The following is a 19667-nucleotide window of genomic DNA, read 5'->3' on the forward strand; positions in this document are numbered from 1 at the left end:
TGAGCAAATAAATTGGTCTTACCATTGGGAGAGGATTGATTAATTTACATTCGACATCTACTTGTAATTTCTATGACTTAAATCAAGTTTAGGGTGGACAGTTACGACACATTCTGGTAACTTTTTATGTGTTTGGTAATTGGTCTTACCAATTTACAAGACCGATAGAGTGGGATAAGACGCGCAGGATTTCCGGCGCCAGAAAATAAAGAAGAACGATGGCAATACAACGGATTCGTCAGCCCAAACTGTCAGATGTTATTGAGAAAGAGCTTGAAAGCCTGATTCTGGAAGGCACATTGTCGCCGGGGCAAAAACTGCCACCGGAGCGCGAGTTAGCGCAGCAATTTGATGTCTCCCGTCCTTCTATTCGCGAAGCAATTCAGCGATTGGAAGCGAAGAAACTCCTCAATCGAAAACAAGGTGGCGGCACCTTCGTGAGTGAACGCTTGTGGCAGCGTTTCTCAGAGCCATTGATTGAGCTGTTAGCAGACCACCCGGAATCTCAACTCGATTTATTAGAATCTCGACATGCGCTCGAAGGCATTTCGGCCTATTTTGCTGCATTACGGGGTACAGAAGAAGATTTAAACCGAGTGTGCCAGTGCCACGACCACATTCGGGAAGCCCAGCAACTTGGCGATGTAAAAGCCGAAGCCGCTGCCGTTATGCAATACCTGATCGCCGTTACTGAGGCATCACATAACGTGGTATTGCTGCACATTGTGCGCAGCCTAGTTCCTTTGCTGGAGCAAAACATATTACAAAACTTTGAGTTACTTAACCGTCGTAAAGACGTGGTGGAAAAAGTAACCAGACACAGAGCCAATATTGTGCAAGCGATTACCGCCGGGGAACCAGAAAAAGCCCGTCAGGCATCGCATGCGCATTTGGCTTTTATAGAGGAAACCCTGCTGGATCTGGGCCGTGAGGAAAGCCGACGTGAGCGCTCGCTTCGCCGGATACAGCAACGCAAGGACGAGTTGGAATAGCGGATCCCGACAGCTTCGAGGAGTTGTCAGGAACCGTTTTTTCAGCTGCGACAACATTAGTTTTGTACGAGTCAATCAACGAAAGGATAGATCGCCATGTCTGAAGTCATGAAAAATGACGTGGACGCACTTGAGACCCAAGAGTGGTTAGAAGCTCTTGCATCAGTCGTTCGTGAAGAAGGTGTAGAACGTGCCCAATTCCTACTAGAACAAGTTATGGAAAAGGCGCGCCTTGACGGTGTTGATATGCCTACTGGCATCACCACCAACTATGTGAATACCATCCTGCGGATAAAGAGCCAGCATACCCAGGTGACGTAAACCTGGAGCGTCGTATTCGTTCTATCATTCGTTGGAACGCGATCATGATCGTGTTGCGCGCATCTAAGAAAGACCTTGATCTGGGTGGCCACATGGCTTCATTCCAGTCTTCTGCTGCTTTCTACGAAACCTGTTTCAACCACTTCTTCCGCGCTCCTAACGAGGTGGACGGTGGTGACTTGGTTTACTACCAAGGTCACATTGCACCAGGTATCTATTCTCGCGCATTCGTTGAAGGTCGTCTGACTGAAGCTCAGTTGGATAACTTCCGTCAAGAAGTAGACGGTAACGGTATTTCTTCATACCCGCACCCTAAACTGATGCCTGAGTTCTGGCAATTCCCGACCGTATCTATGGGTCTGGGTCCAATCTCTGCAATCTATCAAGCTCGCTTCCTGAAGTACCTGAACGGTCGTGGCATGAAAGACACCACTAACCAGCGCGTATACGCGTTCCTGGGTGATGGTGAGATGGATGAGCCAGAGTCACGCGGCGCGATCTCTTTCGCTGCTCGTGAGAAGCTGGACAACCTGTGCTTCCTGATCAACTGTAACCTTCAGCGTCTGGACGGTCCAGTAATGGGTAACGGCAAGATCATCCAAGAACTGGAAGGTCTGTTCAAAGGTGCTGGTTGGAACGTTGTTAAGGTTGTTTGGGGTAGCGGTTGGGACAAACTGCTGGCGAAAGACACCACTGGTAAACTGCTGCAACTGATGAACGAAACCGTTGACGGTGACTACCAGACGTTCAAAGCAAAAGACGGTGCATACGTTCGTAAACACTTCTTCGGTAAGTACCCAGAAACTGCTGCTCTGGTTGCAGACATGACCGACGAAGAGATCTTCGCGCTGAAGCGTGGTGGTCACGAGCCGTCTAAGCTGTTCGCTGCATTCCAGAACGCACAAGAAACTAAAGACCGTCCGACTGTGATCCTGGCTAAGACCGTTAAAGGTTACGGCATGGGTGAAGCGGCGGAAGGCAAGAACATTGCGCACCAGGTTAAGAAGATGGATATGACCCATGTTCTGCACCTGCGTGATCGCCTGGGTCTGCAAGACCTGCTGTCTGACGAAGACGTGAAAGCACTGCCTTACCTGAAACTGGATGAAGGTTCAGCTGAGCACCAGTACCTGCACGCTCGTCGTGAAGCACTTAAAGGCTACACGCCTAAGCGTCTGCCTAAGTTCACTGAAGAACTGGCACTGCCAGAGCTGGATGCGTTCCAACCTCTGTTGGACGAGCAAAAGCGTGAAATCTCTACCACAATGGCTTTCGTACGTGCACTGAACGTGCTGCTGAAAGACAAAGGCGTTGGTAAGAACATCGTTCCAATCATTGCGGACGAAGCGCGTACCTTTGGTATGGAAGGTCTGTTCCGTCAAATCGGTATTTACAACCCGCACGGCCAGAACTACACCCCACAAGACCGCGACATCGTTTCTTACTACAAAGAAGCGACTTCAGGTCAGGTACTGCAAGAAGGTATCAACGAACTGGGTGCGATGTCTTCATGGGTTGCTGCGGCGACATCATATAGCACCAACGATCTGCCAATGATCCCGTTCTACATCTACTACTCAATGTTCGGCTTCCAACGTGTTGGCGACATGGCGTGGATGGCGGGCGACCAACAAGCACGTGGCTTCCTGCTGGGCGCAACTGCGGGTCGTACTACCCTGAATGGTGAAGGCCTTCAGCATGAAGATGGTCACTCACACATCATGGCAGGTACTGTTCCTAACTGTATCTCTTACGACCCAACGTTCGCTTACGAAGTTGCAGTAATCATGCAAGACGGTATGCGTCGCATGTACGGTCCTGAGCAAGAGAACGTGTTCTACTACCTGACGCTGATGAACGAAAACTACGCGCAACCAGCAATGCCAGAAGGCGCTGAAGAAGGTATCCGTAAGGGTATCTACAAGCTGGAAGCATACGCGGGTGACAAAGCGAAAGTTCAGCTGATGGGCTCTGGTACCATCCTGAACGAAGTACGTGCAGCAGCTGACATCCTGAGCAAGGACTACGGCATCGCTTCTGACGTATTCAGCGTGACTTCATTCAACGAACTGGCTCGCGATGGCCAGGCGTGTGACCGTCACAACATGCTGAATCCAATGGCAGACGTACAAGTACCATACATTGCACAAGTAATGGGTACTGAGCCTGCTATCGTTGCGACTGACTACATGAAGAACTATGCGGACCAAGTTCGTGCGTTCATTCCTGCTGAGTCTTACCGCGTGCTGGGTACTGACGGCTTCGGTCGTTCAGACAGCCGTGAGAACCTGCGTCGTCACTTCGAAGTTAACGCAAGCTACGTTGTAGTTGCTGCGCTGACTGAACTGGCGAAGCGTGGCGACATCGAGAAATCAGTTGTTGTTGAAGCAATTGAGAAGTTCGGTATCGACACTCAGAAAGTGAACCCACTGTACGCGTAAGAGGCATATATCAATGGCAATCGAAATTAACGTACCTGACATCGGTGCCGATGAGGTTGAAGTAACTGAGATCCTCGTTAGCGTTGGTGACAAAGTTGAAGAAGATCAGTCGCTGATCACCGTTGAAGGTGACAAGCGTCGATGGAAGTACCTGCATCACAGGCTGGTATCGTAAAAGAAATCAAAATCGCTGAAGGCGACAAGGTTTCTACCGGTTCTCTGATCATGATTTTCGAAGCCGAGGGTGCAGCGCAAGCTGCACCTGCTCCTGCGGCAGAAGCAGCTCCAGCAGCGGCTCCAGCTCCAGCAGCAGCGGCATCTGAACTGAAAGAAGTTCACGTTCCAGATATCGGTGGCGACGAAGTAGAAGTTACTGAAATCATGGTAGCGGTTGGCGACAGCATTGAAGAAGAGCAATCTCTTCTGACTGTTGAAGGCGACAAAGCATCTATGGAAGTACCAGCACCGTTCGCTGGTGTTCTGAAAGAAATCAAAGTAGCAGCAGGCGACAAAGTGTCTACTGGCTCTTTGGTGATGATTTTCGAAGTTGCAGGCTCAGGCGCAGCACCTGTTGCAGCGGCTCCAGCAGCAGAAGCTCCTGCGGCAGCACCAGTCGCTGGCGCATCGATGGCTGCCAGCGTTAAAGAAGTTCACGTTCCAGATATCGGTGGTGACGAAGTCGAAGTGACCGAAATCATGGTAGCAATCGGTGACAGTATCGAAGAAGAGCAGTCACTGATCACTGTTGAAGGTGACAAGGCTTCTATGGAAGTTCCTGCACCATTCGCAGGTGTACTGAAAGAAATCAAAGTAGCAGCAGGCGACAAAGTGTCTACTGGCTCGCTGATCATGGTGTTTGAAGTGGCTGGTGCAGCACCTGCACCAGCGGCGGCAGCGACATCTGCTCCTGCAGCGGCTCCGGCTCCTGCGGCGGCACCTGCAGCAGCTTCTGCGCCAGCAGCAGCTGGTGACTTCCAGGAAAACAATGAGTACGCACACGCGTCTCCAGTTGTTCGTCGTCTGGCTCGTGAGTTTGGCGTTAACCTGGCGAAAGTGAAAGGTACTGGCCGTAAGAGCCGTATCCTGAAAGAAGACGTTCAGAACTACGTGAAAGAAGCACTGAAGCGTCTGGAATCAGGTGCAGCAGCATCTGCTTCTGGTAAAGGCGACGGCGCAGCTCTGGGTCTTCTGCCTTGGCCGAAAGTTGATTTCAGCAAGTTCGGTGAAACTGAGGTTCAACCTCTGTCTCGCATCAAGAAGATTTCTGGCGCGAACCTGCACCGTAACTGGGTAATGATCCCGCACGTGACTCAGTGGGATAACGCTGACATCACTGAGCTGGAAGCATTCCGTAAAGAGCAGAACGCGATCGAAGCGAAACGCGATACTGGCATGAAGATCACTCCACTTGTGTTCATCATGAAAGCTGTTGCTAAAGCACTGGAAGCGTTCCCAACGTTCAACTCTTCTCTGTCTGAAGACGGTGAGAGCCTGATCCTGAAGAAATTCGTTAACGTTGGTATTGCAGTAGATACGCCAAATGGTCTGGTTGTTCCAGTCTTCAAAGACGTGAACAAGAAAGGCATTTACGAGCTGTCAGCTGAGCTGATGGAAGTATCTAAGAAAGCACGTGCAGGTAAGCTGACTGCAGCTGACATGCAAGGCGGCTGTTTCACTATCTCTAGCCTGGGCGGCATCGGCGGTACTGCGTTCACACCAATCGTGAATGCACCTGAAGTTGCAATCCTAGGTGTGTCTAAGTCTGAAATGAAGCCAGTATGGAACGGTAAAGAATTCGCTCCACGTCTGCAGCTTCCTCTGTCACTGTCATACGATCACCGCGTGATCGACGGTGCAGACGGTGCACGCTTCATTACTTACCTGAACGAGTGTCTGTCAGACATTCGCCGTCTGGTACTGTAAGACAACACTCAATCAGCACCTGCCTGCATAAGGCAGGTGCTGATTTGATGTATAGCTCACAGGCTATGGGTTTTTATTTTTCAGCTTGTTAACACGGCTGTAAAATGTTGGACCAAATAAGTGCCTTTCACGAAAAGGCACTTGTCGTGAAACAAAACGCATCCAACATAAAAAGAATCTCTTAGCCTGTCAGGGATATAAGACTACAACGAGGTCAGAATGAGTAAAGAAATCAAAACCCAAGTCGTGGTGCTGGGTTCAGGTCCTGCTGGTTATTCAGCGGCATTCCGTTGTGCGGACCTGGGTCTGGAAACTGTTCTGGTAGAAAAGTACAGCACCCTGGGTGGTGTTTGCCTGAACGTGGGTTGTATTCCATCTAAAGCCCTGCTGCACGTAGCAAAAGTTATTGAAGAAGCCAAAGCGATGGCTGAGCATGGTGTTGTTTTTGGCGAGCCAACAACTGACATCAACAAAATTCGCGTATGGAAAGAAAAAGTTGTTAACCAACTGACTGGCGGTCTTGGCGGTATGGCTAAGATGCGTAAAGTTAATATCGTTAACGGCTACGGTAAATTTACCGGTCCTAACACCATCGTGGTTGAAGGCGCAGACGGTCCAACGACTGTTAACTTCGACAACGCAATCATTGCAGCAGGTTCTCGTCCAATTGAGCTGCCGTTCATCCCGCATGAAGACCCACGTATTTGGGATTCAACGGATGCACTGGAACTGAAAGAAGTTCCAGAGAAAATGCTGGTTATGGGTGGCGGTATCATCGGTCTTGAGATGGGTACTGTTTACCACGCACTGGGTTCACAAATCGACGTTGTTGAAATGTTCGATCAAGTTATCCCAGCAGCAGATAAAGACATCGTTAAAGTCTTCACTAAGCGTATCAGCAAGAAGTTCAACTTGATGCTGGAAACCAAAGTGACTGCGGTTGAAGCGAAAGAAGACGGCATCTACGTAACGATGGAAGGCAAGAAAGCACCTGCAGAGCCAACACGTTATGACGCAGTGCTGGTTGCAATCGGCCGTGTACCTAACGGTAAACTGCTGGATGCAGAGAAAGCAGGTGTTGCTGTTGATGAGCGTGGCTTTATCAACGTTGATAAGCAAATGCACACCAACGTTCCACACATCTACGCGATCGGTGACATCGTAGGTCAGCCAATGCTGGCACACAAAGGTGTTCACGAAGGTCACGTTGCTGCGGAAGTTATCGCTGGTAAGAAGCACTACTTCGACCCGAAAGTGATTCCTTCAATTGCGTACACTGAGCCAGAAGTGGCTTGGGTTGGTCTGACAGAGAAAGAAGCGAAAGCACAAGGCATCAACTACGAAGTTGCTACCTTCCCATGGGCTGCATCTGGCCGTGCAATCGCGTCTGACTGTTCTGACGGTATGACGAAGATGATCTTCGACAAAGACACTCACCGTGTTATCGGTGGTGCGATTGTTGGTACCAACGGTGGCGAACTGCTGGGCGAAATCGGCCTGGCAATCGAGATGGGTTGTGATGCAGAAGACATCGCGCTGACCATCCACGCACACCCAACACTGCACGAGTCAGTAGGTCTGGCGGCTGAAGTGTTCGAAGGTACTATCACTGACCTGCCAAACGCAAAAGCAGTGAAAAAGAAAAAGTAATCTCTGATTCTTAAAAAGAAAAAGCACCTCTTAGGAGGTGCTTTTTTTTACCTAAAATTCGGCGATATCTGTCCGATGCTTCATAGGCAAGGCGTCAAAAAGGCAGAAATCATACAATTTTCAGAGAATAAGAGAGTAAATTCGTGGCTTACTGACTTTTTCCTGAACTTTTCCTTGTTTCATAATGGTATTGTCTTAGCCAATCTCGCTTAGGTCAGTTTTCATCATTAGGACTCTGTTCAATGGACTTGAAGTTATTTAATCGCTCTCTGACAAATACGTTGTTTGCCTTCTTGTGTTGGAGCCTATTCAGTGTGTCAGCCTATGCGCACGAACACTCAGACCGCCCAACCGTGGGTTTGGTGCTGGGCGGTGGCGGCGCGAAAGGTGCCGCGCATGTTGGCGTATTGCGCGCGCTGGAAGAGATGAAAATCCCGGTCGACTACATCGCTGGCACCAGTATGGGGGCGTATGTCGGTGGTCTGTATTCCTTGGGGATGTCGGCCGATGAAATCGAAGTGCTGATGGATCATACCGACTGGAATGCTGGGTATGTCGATAGGGTGTATCGCGGCGACCGCCGTATCCGCGATAAAGAACATGAAGACCGATATAACCTGTCCACCAACCTTGGCTTTGATCTCAAAAGCCTGAAGACGCCGCAAGGGATCGTGCAGGGTCAGAACATGATCCGTATCTTGCGCGAGTCGACCGGAAACCCGCCCGTATTCACTTCTTTCAATGAGCTCGTTATCCCGTTCCGCGCCGTTGCTACAGACATCGAAAAACTGGTGCCTGTGGTGATAGGTGAAGGGCAGCTGACCGAAGCCATGCTGGCAAGTATGGCCGTTCCTGGGGCATTGCCGCCGGTGGAAATTCAAGGCCGTTATTTGGTTGATGGCGGACCAGTCAACAATATGCCGGTGGACGTTGCCAAAGCGCTGGGTGCGGACATCGTCATCGCGGTGGATATCAGCACCGACTATTACCCAGCGGCGGAGCTTGGCTCTTATCTTCAGGTCATGAACCAACTCGTGAACTTCATGGTGCGAAACAGTACCGAAGTGCAAATCGGCAATATGACAAAAGAAGATATCTTGTTAACCCCTGATGTGGGTGACATGGAGACAACAGAATTTGATCGTATGCCTGAAGCCTTCGCCAAGGGCTATCAAATTGCCATTCAAAATAAGAGCAAGCTGCTCAAACTGGCAATGACGTCAGGCGAGTATCAGGAATACGTGGAAGCCAAGCAGCTTAGACGCAGACAAATGCTGCACGGCGATATGCTCAAGATTGACCAGATAGTGCTGAACAATGACACCAGCTTGTCCGACGACGTGCTGACCGAAAGGTTGGATCTGCAACTCGGTCAGATGAACTCCAAAGAGTTAGAAGCCTCAGTGCGAAACCTCTATGCCCTCGACCGTTTTGAAACCGTGCGTTATCACGTCGAGCAAAAGGGTAAAGAGAACGTGTTGGTGGTGGACGTCAAAGAGAAAAGCTGGGGACCTAATTTCGTCGACTTCCGCTTCTCGCTAGAGGACAACTTCGAGTCAGACACCAATTTTTCTGCCGGTTTTAGCGTGAACTCAACGGGGCTGACAGAAAACGGTGCAGAGCTTAGAACCACCTTTGAGATTGGCACCGACAAGCTGGCGCAGGCCGAGCTTTACTTGCCGTTTACCGCCGATCAGCTGTTTTTCGCTGAAGTATTGGGTGGTTTTGAAGTCCGCGAACGTCAGGAGTTTTATCGCTCGCCGGAGCTACCCTCGAAGAAGTGGAATTTACCCTCTCAACCCGATACAGCGAAGTGCGCGGTGACATCGGCATTGGTTGGCAACCAAAGCTCTGGAGTGAGTTTAAGATGGGTTACCGCTACATCAAAGGGGAGGAAGAGTTCTCCGGTGGTTTGCTGGAGCAAGATTACTCGCGCGAAATCCCTTACGTTGAGATGACCTTGGACACGCTGGATAACCGCGTATTCCCGAACCGTGGTGGGTATCTGCATGCATCGCTGGGTTACGCCCGCGACAAGTTGAGAGATGAAGGGGTGTCCACGTCAGAGTCCACCGTGTTTAACGCCGAAGGGGTTTACGCAGAGAGTTGGGGTAAACACACCATCTACGGCAAAGCGAAATACGGCACCATCAATGAGCGTGTTGGCAATGTCTTGATTGAACCTCATGAACTCGGTGGATTCTTGAATCTGTCGGGTATTTCTAAAGATTCTCTGTGGGCAAACAACATTGCATTTGGTGCCATGGTGTATCGCTACCGACTATTGGATAACGATTTTGGGATTTTCACATCACCTGTCTATTGGGGTGCTTCACTGGAGTACGGTGGAGTGTGGAATAACCCAGATTTTTCGCTTAAAGATGTACCGTTTTACACGGCAGGCAGTATATTTGCTGGGGTAGATTCACCATTGGGACCAATGATAGTCGCCTATGGTCGTACAGAAAACGATCTTGATTCGTTCTATTTTATTGTGGGGTCCCAGTTCTAAAGGACTGATTTGAGAGAGCACCTCGGTGCTTTCTCTACAATGAACCGAATGTTTCATTCCATGGCTGGAATTTAATATTTGGTTAAAAAGTGATAACATGCCAGCTTCGTTATGCAGGCGCATTAGATAGATAGTTAGCCCTACGCTTAAACACGCGCCTGCCAACCGAGCTTACTTCCAAGGATGTCTGACCGCCACGGTCAGACCGTAATATGAGGAAAATGTCGTGCTTGAAGCCTACCGTAAACACGTCGAAGAACGTGCCGCTCAGGGCATCGTCCCTAAACCACTAGACGCGGAGCAAACCGCGAGCCTGATCGAACTTATTAAAAATCCACCTGCTGGTGAAGAAGCATTTCTGAGCGATCTTCTTGAAAACCGTATTCCACCAGGTGTTGATGAAGCCGCATATGTGAAGGCGGGTTTCTTGGCGGCAGTTGCAAAAGGTGAAACAAGCTCTCCGCTGGTAAGCAAAGAAAAAGCGGTTGAACTGCTGGGCACAATGCAAGGTGGTTACAACATTGAATCACTGATTGCACTGCTGGATGATGACGCGCTTGCGCCAATCGCCGCCAAAGCACTTTCTCACACCCTGCTGATGTTTGACGCTTTCTACGATGTTGAAGAAAAAGCGAAAGCGGGCAATGCACACGCGAAGCAAGTGATGCAGTCTTGGGCAGATGCAGAATGGTTCCTGTCTAAGCCAAACGTTCCTGAGAAAGTGACGCTGACCGTATTTAAAGTGACCGGTGAAACCAACACCGATGACTTGTCTCCAGCACCAGATGCGTGGTCTCGTCCTGATATTCCACTTCATGCACTGGCGATGCTGAAAAACGAACGTGAAGGCATCAACCCTGATCAAGCAGGTGTTGTTGGTCCAATCAAACAAATCGAAGCTCTGCAGGAAAAAGGTCACCAACTGGTTTATGTGGGTGACGTTGTTGGTACAGGTTCTTCACGTAAATCTGCGACTAACTCTGTGCTGTGGTTCATGGGTGATGACATCCCATTTGTACCAAACAAGCGTGCAGGCGGTTTCTGTTTGGGCGGCAAGATTGCTCCAATCTTCTTCAACACCATGGAAGATGCGGGTGCACTGCCAATCGAGCTAGACGTATCTAAGCTGAACATGGGTGACGTGATTGACGTTTATCCGTTCAAAGGCGAAGTACGTAGTAACGCGACAGACGAAGTACTGTCTACCTTCAAGCTGAAAACTGACGTGCTGTACGACGAAGTGCGTGCAGGTGGCCGTATTCCACTGATCATCGGTCGTGGTCTGACTGACCGTGCACGTGAAGCACTGGGCCTTGATGCATCAGACGTGTTCCGTCGACCACAAGCGGTTGCAGACACTGGCAAAGGCTTCACCCTTGGTCAGAAGATGGTAGGTAAAGCATGTGGCGTGGAAGGTATCCGTCCGGGCACTTACTGTGAGCCTAAGATGACCACTGTAGGCTCTCAGGACACCACAGGCCCAATGACCCGTGATGAACTGAAAGACTTGGCGTGTCTTGGCTTCTCTGCCGATTTGACCATGCAGTCATTCTGTCACACCTCAGCATATCCAAAACCTGTCGATGTGAACACGCACCACACACTGCCAGATTTCATCATGAACCGTGGCGGTGTATCACTGCGTCCGGGTGATGGTGTTATCCACTCATGGCTGAACCGCATGCTGCTGCCTGATACTGTCGGTACAGGTGGTGACTCGCACACCCGTTTCCCTCTGGGTATTTCTTTCCCAGCAGGTTCTGGTCTGGTTGCATTCGCAGCGGCAACAGGCGTGATGCCATTGGATATGCCTGAGTCGATTCTGGTTCGCTTTAAAGGTGAAATGCAGCCAGGCATTACACTGCGTGACTTGGTACATGCGATCCCTTACTACGCCATCAAGCAAGGTCTGCTGACCGTTGAGAAAGCGGGTAAGATCAATGCATTCTCTGGTCGTATTCTGGAAATCGAAGGTGTTGAACACCTGACGGTTGAGCAAGCCTTTGAGCTGTCAGATGCATCGGCAGAGCGTTCAGCGGCAGGTTGTACTGTGAAGTTGTCGCAAGAGTCAGTGTCTGAATACTTGTCTTCTAACATCGTGATGCTGAAGTGGATGATCAGCGAAGGTTATGGCGACCGCCGTACCATCGAGCGTCGTATCGCAGCGATGGAAGCATGGCTGGCAAACCCAGAGCTGATGGAAGCGGATAAAGACGCTGAGTACGCAGAAGTGATCGAAATCGATCTGGCTGAAATCAACGAGCCAATTCTGTGTGCGCCAAACGACCCAGACGATGCACGTCTGCTGTCAGAAGTGGCTGGCGACAAAGTCGATGAAGTCTTCATCGGTTCTTGTATGACCAACATTGGTCACTTCCGTGCAGCAGGTAAACTGCTGGATAAATTCGGAGGTACGCTGGAAACCCGTTTGTGGGTTGCTCCACCAACCAAGATGGACCGTGACCAGCTAACTGAAGAAGGCTACTACGGTATCTTCGGCCGCGCGGGTGTGCGTATTGAAACCCCAGGATGTTCACTGTGTATGGGTAACCAAGCGCGTGTTGCAGAGAAAGCAACCGTACTGTCTACCTCTACCCGTAACTTCCCGAACCGTTTGGGTACTGGTGCTAACGTTTACCTGTCTTCTGCGGAACTGGCGTCTGTCGGTGCAATCTTGGGGCGTATCCCAACGGTTGAAGAGTATCTGGAATACGCGAAGCAAATCGATGCGACAGCAGCCGATACGTATCGCTACCTGAACTTCCACCGCATGGATCAATATACCAAGAAAGCGGATGAAGTGATCATTCAAGCGGCTGTTTAATAGAAATAAATAGCAATAGACAGAAAGCCGACTCTAACGAGTCGGCTTTTTTTTGCTTCTATATTTCGTCTTTTATCGAAATGATGCGTCTTATAGGTAAAGAGCAACAAAATGCTCCCCTAGTCAAAGAGAGAGAAACGTCATGCTTAAAGTTATCAGCTTCACTATCTGCCCGTTTGTTCAACGCATCACTGCGATGTTGGAAGCAAAACAACTGCCGTACGAAGTGGAATACATTAGCCTGAGCGATAAGCCGCAATGGTTCTTGGATATTTCGCCTAACGGCCAAGTGCCGGTATTGGTCACAGAAGACAACACGGCACTGTTTGAGTCCGACGCCATTGCCGAATATCTCGAAGACAAATACGGTGCGATGCAGCCAGAGCTGAGTGTCGAGCAGAAAGCCATTAACCGCGCATGGAGCTACTTGGGTACCAAACATTACTTGGTGCAGTGCGGCGCACAATCCAGTCGCACCATCGAAGACCTCAAAGAGCGTTCGGAAAAGCTGCGCAATGCGTTTGAGAAAGAGGAAGGTCAGCTTGGTAAGCACCGCTACTTTAACAGTGATGAACTGAGCATGGTGGACATGGCGTGGCTGCCGCTGCTTCACCGTGCAGACATTATCCGTCGCGAGAGTGGCTATGACTTTTTGGAGGGCTTCTCCAAGGTCAAAGCATGGCAAGCGGCCATCCTAGACACTGGGTTGGCAGAGCGCAGCGTGTCTGAGGACTTTATGGAGAAGTTTCGCGGTTTCTATCTGTCGGAAGAACGTGTGTTGGGGCGTTGCGATTTCACCGACTGCTGCACACCGAAAACTATCAATGCATGTGAGCCGGCGTGCTGCTAATTGCTCGAAGATAGAAACAAAAACGGCACCTTGGGGTGCCGTTTTTCTTCGGGGCTGATTACTTTTTCAGCATAAGCAGTCGAGCAACGTTGGCTGCGGTGTTTTCAACGTTCACCGCACCTTCGCGTAGGGCTTCTTCTAGCGACACTGAACGTGGCACCACACTGAATACTGCATCGATACCGTGTTCGTGCACCACATCCACATCATTCGACAGACAACCTGCAATACCGATCACTGGTAGGTTGTATTGTTTTGCACAACGCGCCACACCGATTGGTGTTTTACCGTGAACAGTTTGGCTGTCCATGCGGCCTTCACCTGTGATCACCAGATCTGCATCTTTCAGTTGCTCAGACAGGTTCACTGCATCCATAACGATGTTGATGCCCGGGCGAAGATCGGCGTTAAAGATCCCCATCAGTGCCGCACCCATACCGCCAGCAGCACCCGCACCTGCGCTGTTTTTCACGTCACGACCAAGTTGTGACGCCATCAGATCGGCGTAGTGTGACAGGTTCGCGTCGAGCTTCATCACCATGCTTGGCGTTGCACCTTTCTGTGGGCCGAAAATCGCCGATGCACCTTTCTCGCCACACAGTGGGTTGTCCACATCACACGCGACTTCCAGTTTGACGTCTTTCAGGCGCGCATCCATGTCTGAACAATCAATGGTGTGCAAGGTTTCCAGTGCGCCGCCGCCGTGGCCAATGTCTTTGCCGTCTTTATCCAGCAATTTCACACCCAGTGCTTGTGCCATGCCCGCACCGCCGTCATTGGTCGAGCTACCGCCAATGCCGACGATCAGGTGCTTTGCACCGTGCTCAATGGCCGCTTTGATCAGCTCACCTGTACCGAAGCTGGTGGTGATGAGCGGGTTACGCTGTGAAGGTGGCACAAGATGAAGACCAGACGCTGCCGCCATTTCAATCACTGCGGTTTCACTATCACCCATCAGGCCAAAGAAACCTTGTACTGGTGTTCCAAGGGGACCAGTGACCACAACATCGATAATACGACCGCCTGTGGCATCCACCAGAGATTGCACTGTTCCTTCGCCGCCGTCAGCCATTGGCAGCTTCACGATCTCTGCATCAGGCAAAACGCGACGGAAGCCATTTTCGATAGCAACGGCAACGTCCATTGCTGACAAACTTTCTTTATAAGAATCTGGGGCAATAACAATTTTCATCAGCAATGTCCTTTAAACAAACAGACCAAACACACCAAAGATAAGGGTAGAAATCAGCGCAATCACAAAACCAACGGCAGATTCATATGGGATAAGCTTCAAACGCTCTTTCATGTCCATGTGAACCGCGCCGCCTGTTGCATGGAAGAAGCTTCCGTGGGGCATATGGTCAAAGACCGTGGCACCCGCATGAATCATTGCAGCACCTGCCAAAGCTGGTACACCTAATTCAAGAATAGTGTTGGCAAATACGCTACTTGCAACCGCGGTACCTGCGGTAGTCGAGGCAGTTGCCAGAGACATCAGTGCGCCTGAGAACGGTGCCAGCAGGTATGATGGCAAGCCAGATGATGTCAGAAGATCGATTAGACCGTTCTTCAGACCAGAGTTGGCAATGATGCCCGCCAGCGTACCTGTACCTAACAACATCACGGCAACCGGTGCCATGCGGTTCAGGCCAGATACCGCAAAGTGGTTAGTATCGCGACCACGACGCATCGCCAGTGCACCCAAAAGGCCACCCAATGGCAGAGCAATCAGCGGGTCAATGTTAATGCCTGCGATTGGGCGAAGTGCCAGCAAAGAGATAGCAACCATTGGCGCAACAATCGCGGCTCCGAATGATGGCAGGCGGCTCATGTCGACTTTTACCACTTCATGTTCAGCAACCTTGCTACCTTTGTTTACAAGCTTAAGCGCGATGAAATAAGCGGCGACCAGTCCGAACAAACCCGGAATCACACCGGCAGCCATGACAGAAGTCAGGGGAACATTGAATGCGTCAGCCGCAGCAATGGCGTTCGGGTTTGGTGACATCACGTTACCGGCTTTACCGCCGCCCACCATGCAAGCAATATCGCCATTTTTGATAGGTCAGCACGACGAGCAATTGCCAATGCAATCGGTGCCACGGTAATAACGGCAACGTCAACGAATACGCCCACCGCGGTCAGGATCATGGTTGCCACAGCCAGTGCCAGAAGGGCACGGGTTTCACCGACTTTCTTAACAATGGTTTCAGCGATGGTGGTAGCCGCGCCGGATTCAATCAGCACGCCCGCCAGAACACCTGCAGCAAGAATACGAAGAACAGCGGTCACAATGCCTTGTGCGCCACCAATCATCAGGGAGACGGTGTCAGTCAGGGACACGCCACCGACGATACCACCAATAAGCGCACCAATGATCATGCCGTAAGCTGGCGGCACTTTTCTCAAAATCAGGGTAATAGAAACGATTAAGGCGGCGAGGGCGCCTAGGGTGGAAACTTCGGTCATCTCATACATCTCGGCTGAAACGAAAAACTGACGGCACTTTACGCCGTCTTTCTGAGGCGGGCTTTAGGCGTTTGCCTTAATTTGCATGGTCGAGAGATGCACTAATTTGTGCGCTTGCACAAAATCAGTGGTTTCGTTGCCATTTCAAAAAGGAAAGATAGAGGCTGGTTTTATCTTCTAACTTATTGATATCAAAGCTAGTTATCTCATTGATACGTTGAAGGCGATAGCGGAGTGTATTGCGGTGAATATGCAGCTTTTCGCACGTATGAACTAAATCACAGTTTTGATCAAAATATGCAGTCAGTGTCTTAAGAAGCGTTCCTCGGCTGTCTGCCTCTTGCAGACGTAGCATAGGGTCTAGTAATTGCTTGGTGCGCCAATCATCTTCTGGCATCGCACTCAAAAGAACAGGAAGCGTATGATCTTTATAGTAAATGACCGTATCGCTAGGTGTGCTGGCTTCAAGCGTGGCACTGGCGGTTTGGTAGGATCGAGCGAGGCCTTTCAGTGTCGGGAAGTAACCACCATAAGCGATTTGCACGCTGAATGCCTTTTGTTCGGCTATCCGTTTTAGAAGTTTTCGAACCTTCTTTTCTTCCGACGCGCGAGACCACTCGCCGTTTTCTATTGCGATCGGTTTTAACACCACGATTTCATTGCGAGATACCGAGGAGATTCCGACCAGATTGTCACGTTCTGGGTATTCGAGCATGTGCACCATTTTCTGAAGGTGCTCAAGAGAGAGGGTGTCGGCTTTGTTCGGGATGAGTCTAAATAAGGTCGCGACGCGAGGCTGCTCAAGGTCGAGATCCAGACGCTGTGCAATGGAAACCAGTTGTCGCTCGTTAAGTTCAGACTCACGGATGAGTTGCAATACCAACTCTTCACGGTGACGTTTGTCCCATTGCATCTGAGAAATCAGCGCGGCTTGCTCGACAATCAACTCTGCCGTCATTTTAACCAACTCGCCGAAGCTTCTTACTGTGTCGGGTTTTCCTGAAATACCCACTACGCCGATAGCGATGCCATTAAACATCACGGGGAGATTGATACCGGGTCTGACGCCCATCAAAAGGTTGGAGGCGGCTTCATCAATTTCCACCACACGGTTTTTTGTTAGTGCTAAAACCGCACCTTCGTGTTTTTGATGCAAACGACTTGGATCGCCGGATCCTATAATTAGCCCCTGTTCATCCATGACGTTGACGGAATGACCAATGATTTTCATCGTCCTTTCGACGATTTGGCGAGCGATCATGGTATTGAGTTGCATTGGGTCTAAAGATCCTGAAAATGAGCAGACTTTCAAACAGTATCAGCCATAAAGACGCCGATACAAACCGAGGATACTACGTGGATTACGAATTTCGACGCAATACTTTAGACGACAGTTTTCATGCGGAGTTTTCCATGGGGCACGAAGCATTGGGACGTTGGCTGGTGGATGAGTTAGGCACCGACCACAATGCGATTGACGAAGTATTGGATAACTTAAAACATGTGATGGAGCAGGGAGGAGAGTGGAACCGTCCGGGGAAAGTCTTCCACCTTCAGTTGCTTCAAGAAGAAGCCCTTATTCAAGCCAACATCACCATGGAAGGCTCGGACGAAGAAATGCCGGATTTGGATCTTCATGCTTATGACGAAGAGAGCGTGTCTCTTTGTGGACCAGAGGACCTTCTTTTGGTGCTGGAAGCATGGCAAGACTTCATTCGCCGTTACGGACGATAAGTCACTGATTTATATGGCATACGGTAAAGGAGTATCGTGTGTCAAATATTTATACATTTCCTGCCTTAAAACCTTTACGCCACTTCTTGGTGCACTATATTTCTCCTAGCCCAAGCATGCCTTAAAACAGTGATCTTAACGCACCAAAATGGTGCGCGATATTTCAAGATTGTTATCAAAATAAATTAAACCATTGAAATATAATTAAAATAATTTTTGGCACGCGATTTGTTTATTACTACATCAGAACATCTTACATTCGGTTCAAGGAGACGGTGATGAAACTTATCAATGCGATAATTAAGCCATTTAAGCTCGACGACGTGCGCGAAGCACTCGCTGAAGTGGGCGTCGACGGCATGACAGTGTCAGAAGTAAAAGGCTTCGGCCGCCAAAAAGGTCACACAGAACTCTATCGTGGTGCTGAATACCAAGTGGATTTCCTGCCAAAAGTGAAACTGGAAATCGCAGCGCACAGCGAAAACGTCGACGAAATTATCGAAGCAATCAGCAAGGCGGCGCAGACCGGCAAGATTGGTGACGGCAAAATTTTTGTTTATGACCTACAGCAAGCCGTACGTATTCGTACCGGCGAGATGGATGCAGAAGCGATTTAAGGTTTGAGGGAGTAATAGAGATGGAACTATCAACAACAGTTATTGAGTTGCGTTACGCACTGGATACCTTTTTCTTCTTGATGTCGGGTGCGTTGGTTATGTGGATGGCGGCAGGTTTCGCCATGCTGGAAGCAGGTCTGGTGCGCTCTAAGAACACCACTGAGATCCTGACCAAGAACGTTTGTCTGTATGCGATCGCGTGTACCATGTACCTGCTGGTCGGTTACAACATTATGTATGTCGACAACAGTGAAGGTGGCTGGTTGCCATCACTGGGCTTCCTGATTGGTACGCAAGGCGAAGGCGCGGATCACTCTTTAGAATCTGACTTCTTCTTCCAAGTTGTTTTCGTTGCAACTGCAATGTCAGTGGTATCTGGCGCAGTTGCAGAGCGTATGAAACTGTGGGCTTTCCTGATTTTCTCTGTGGTACTGACAGCATTTATCTACCCAGTTGAAGGTTACTGGACGTGGGGCGGTGGCTTCCTGTCTGAAGCGGGCTTTAGCGACTTTGCTGGCTCAGGTATCGTTCACATGGCGGGTGCCGCAGCGGCACTGGCGGGGGTTCTTCTGCTGGGCGCACGTAAAGGCAAATACGGCAAGAACGGTCAAATCTACCCAATCCCGGGTTCAAACCTGCCACTGGCAACGCTGGGTACCTTTATCCTGTGGTTCGGTTGGTTCGGCTTCAACGGTGGTTCGCAGCTGATGATCTCTGACTTTGAGAACGCGACAGCCGTAGGCCAAATCTTCCTGAACACCAATGCGGCAGCGGCAGCGGGTGCCATCATTGCACTGGCAGTGTGTAAAGCGACTTGGGGTAAAGCGGATCTGACCATGATTCTTAACGGCGCGCTGGCAGGTTTGGTAGCGATTACGGCTGACCCACTGTCTCCATCACCGGTTGCAGCAATCACTATCGGTGGTCTGGCAGGTGCGTTGGTAGTGCTGAGCATCGTTGGTCTGGATAAACTGAAAATTGATGACCCAGTGGGTGCTATCTCTGTCCACGGTACTTGTGGTCTGTTCGGTCTGCTGGCAGTACCTTTCACTAACGCAGATGCGACATTTGGCGCGCAGCTGTTCGGTGCAGCGGTTATCTTCGCTTGGGTATTCGGTGCAAGCCTGCTGGTATGGGGCGTGCTGAAAGCAACCATGGGTATCCGTGTTGGCGAAGAAGAAGAACTTGAAGGAATGGACTTCCACGATTGTGGTGTCGATGCCTACCCAGAGTTTGTTAGCGTGAAATAACTCGTTACAAATTCAAGAACGGAAAAGCCCCGCATCAAAGGATGCGGGGCTTTTTTTGTACAGTTTCTAATGAATTGAAGTTGC

At 50.1% G+C, this 19667-nt stretch carries 9 protein-coding genes and 4 pseudogenes; 10 read left to right on the top strand and 3 right to left on the bottom strand.

Annotated elements, in window-relative coordinates; genetic code table 11:
- The first annotated feature begins 218 nt into the window (after nt 1–218).
- The 7 genes and pseudogenes from pdhR (at nt 219) to ATN88_RS22250 (ending at nt 13513) form a co-directional block, all read left to right on the top strand.
- Nucleotides 219–992 carry a pyruvate dehydrogenase complex transcriptional repressor PdhR gene (gene pdhR, locus ATN88_RS22220; protein ID WP_067419733.1) on the top strand — a complete coding sequence of 258 codons (774 nt, stop codon included), beginning with the start codon at nt 219–221 and terminating at the stop codon, nt 990–992.
- Nucleotides 993–1088: 96 nt separating this feature from the next.
- Nucleotides 1089–3754: pseudogene (gene aceE, locus ATN88_RS22225) on the top strand (pyruvate dehydrogenase (acetyl-transferring), homodimeric type).
- Nucleotides 3755–3767: 13 nt separating this feature from the next.
- Nucleotides 3768–5677, top strand: a pseudogene (aceF, locus tag ATN88_RS22230) (pyruvate dehydrogenase complex dihydrolipoyllysine-residue acetyltransferase).
- A gap of 219 nt (nt 5678–5896) precedes the next feature.
- Nucleotides 5897–7327 (top strand): dihydrolipoyl dehydrogenase, encoded by a 1431-nt coding sequence (gene lpdA / locus ATN88_RS22235; RefSeq protein WP_067419734.1) that lies wholly within the window; start codon nt 5897–5899, stop codon nt 7325–7327.
- 242 nt (nt 7328–7569) lie between these two features.
- A pseudogene (locus ATN88_RS22240) lies at nt 7570–9839 on the top strand (patatin-like phospholipase family protein).
- A gap of 226 nt (nt 9840–10065) precedes the next feature.
- Nucleotides 10066–12663: a bifunctional aconitate hydratase 2/2-methylisocitrate dehydratase gene (acnB, locus tag ATN88_RS22245; RefSeq protein ID WP_067419735.1), complete on the top strand. Its 2598-nt coding sequence runs from the start codon at nt 10066–10068 to the stop codon at nt 12661–12663.
- A 142-nt stretch (nt 12664–12805) separates the two neighbouring features.
- A complete protein-coding gene (locus tag ATN88_RS22250; RefSeq protein WP_067419736.1) occupies nt 12806–13513 on the top strand; it encodes a glutathione S-transferase family protein in 708 nt (235 codons plus the stop codon).
- Between the two features lie 58 nt (nt 13514–13571).
- Here ATN88_RS22250 and ATN88_RS22255 read toward each other — a convergent pair whose 3' ends face one another.
- The 3 genes and pseudogenes from ATN88_RS22255 to ATN88_RS22265 all read right to left on the bottom strand — a co-directional run bounded on the left by ATN88_RS22255 (nt 13572) and on the right by ATN88_RS22265 (nt 17258).
- Nucleotides 13572–14705, bottom strand: a complete 1134-nt coding sequence (locus tag ATN88_RS22255; protein ID WP_067419737.1) for a glycerate kinase — start codon at nt 14703–14705, stop codon at nt 13572–13574.
- Nucleotides 14706–14717: 12 nt separating this feature from the next.
- Nucleotides 14718–15982: pseudogene (locus ATN88_RS22260) on the bottom strand (GntP family permease).
- A 124-nt stretch (nt 15983–16106) separates the two neighbouring features.
- Nucleotides 16107–17258 (bottom strand): sugar diacid recognition domain-containing protein, encoded by a 1152-nt coding sequence (locus tag ATN88_RS22265; protein ID WP_067419738.1) that lies wholly within the window; start codon nt 17256–17258, stop codon nt 16107–16109.
- A 20-nt stretch (nt 17259–17278) separates the two neighbouring features.
- On the opposite strand from ATN88_RS22265, the gene ATN88_RS22270 reads away from it, so the two are divergent.
- From ATN88_RS22270 to ATN88_RS22280, 3 genes are all read left to right on the top strand, one after another.
- Nucleotides 17279–17716: a YacL family protein gene (locus ATN88_RS22270; protein ID WP_232313482.1), complete on the top strand. Its 438-nt coding sequence runs from the start codon at nt 17279–17281 to the stop codon at nt 17714–17716.
- Nucleotides 17717–17994: 278 nt separating this feature from the next.
- The gene (gene glnK, locus ATN88_RS22275; protein WP_002537421.1) at nt 17995–18333 is read left to right on the top strand and encodes a P-II family nitrogen regulator; all 339 of its coding nucleotides are present in this window, start codon (nt 17995–17997) and stop codon (nt 18331–18333) included.
- A 20-nt stretch (nt 18334–18353) separates the two neighbouring features.
- Nucleotides 18354–19583 (top strand): ammonium transporter, encoded by a 1230-nt coding sequence (locus tag ATN88_RS22280; RefSeq protein ID WP_067419739.1) that lies wholly within the window; start codon nt 18354–18356, stop codon nt 19581–19583.
- Nucleotides 19584–19667: the final 84 nt, after the last annotated feature.

Origin of the sequence: Enterovibrio coralii, from assembly GCF_001559595.1 — a bacterium.
Taxonomy (GTDB): domain Bacteria; phylum Pseudomonadota; class Gammaproteobacteria; order Enterobacterales; family Vibrionaceae; genus Enterovibrio; species Enterovibrio coralii.

Coding starts and splice junctions, on each gene's coding strand:
- pdhR (WP_067419733.1), top strand. CDS start 219: ATGGCAATACAACGGATTCGTCAGCCCAAACTGTCAGATGTTATTGAG.
- lpdA (WP_067419734.1), top strand. CDS start 5,897: ATGAGTAAAGAAATCAAAACCCAAGTCGTGGTGCTGGGTTCAGGTCCT.
- ATN88_RS22250 (WP_067419736.1), top strand. CDS start 12,806: ATGCTTAAAGTTATCAGCTTCACTATCTGCCCGTTTGTTCAACGCATC.
- ATN88_RS22255 (WP_067419737.1), bottom strand. CDS start 14,705: ATGAAAATTGTTATTGCCCCAGATTCTTATAAAGAAAGTTTGTCAGCA.
- ATN88_RS22265 (WP_067419738.1), bottom strand. CDS start 17,258: ATGCAACTCAATACCATGATCGCTCGCCAAATCGTCGAAAGGACGATG.
- ATN88_RS22270 (WP_232313482.1), top strand. CDS start 17,279: ATGAGCAGACTTTCAAACAGTATCAGCCATAAAGACGCCGATACAAAC.
- glnK (WP_002537421.1), top strand. CDS start 17,995: ATGAAACTTATCAATGCGATAATTAAGCCATTTAAGCTCGACGACGTG.
- ATN88_RS22280 (WP_067419739.1), top strand. CDS start 18,354: ATGGAACTATCAACAACAGTTATTGAGTTGCGTTACGCACTGGATACC.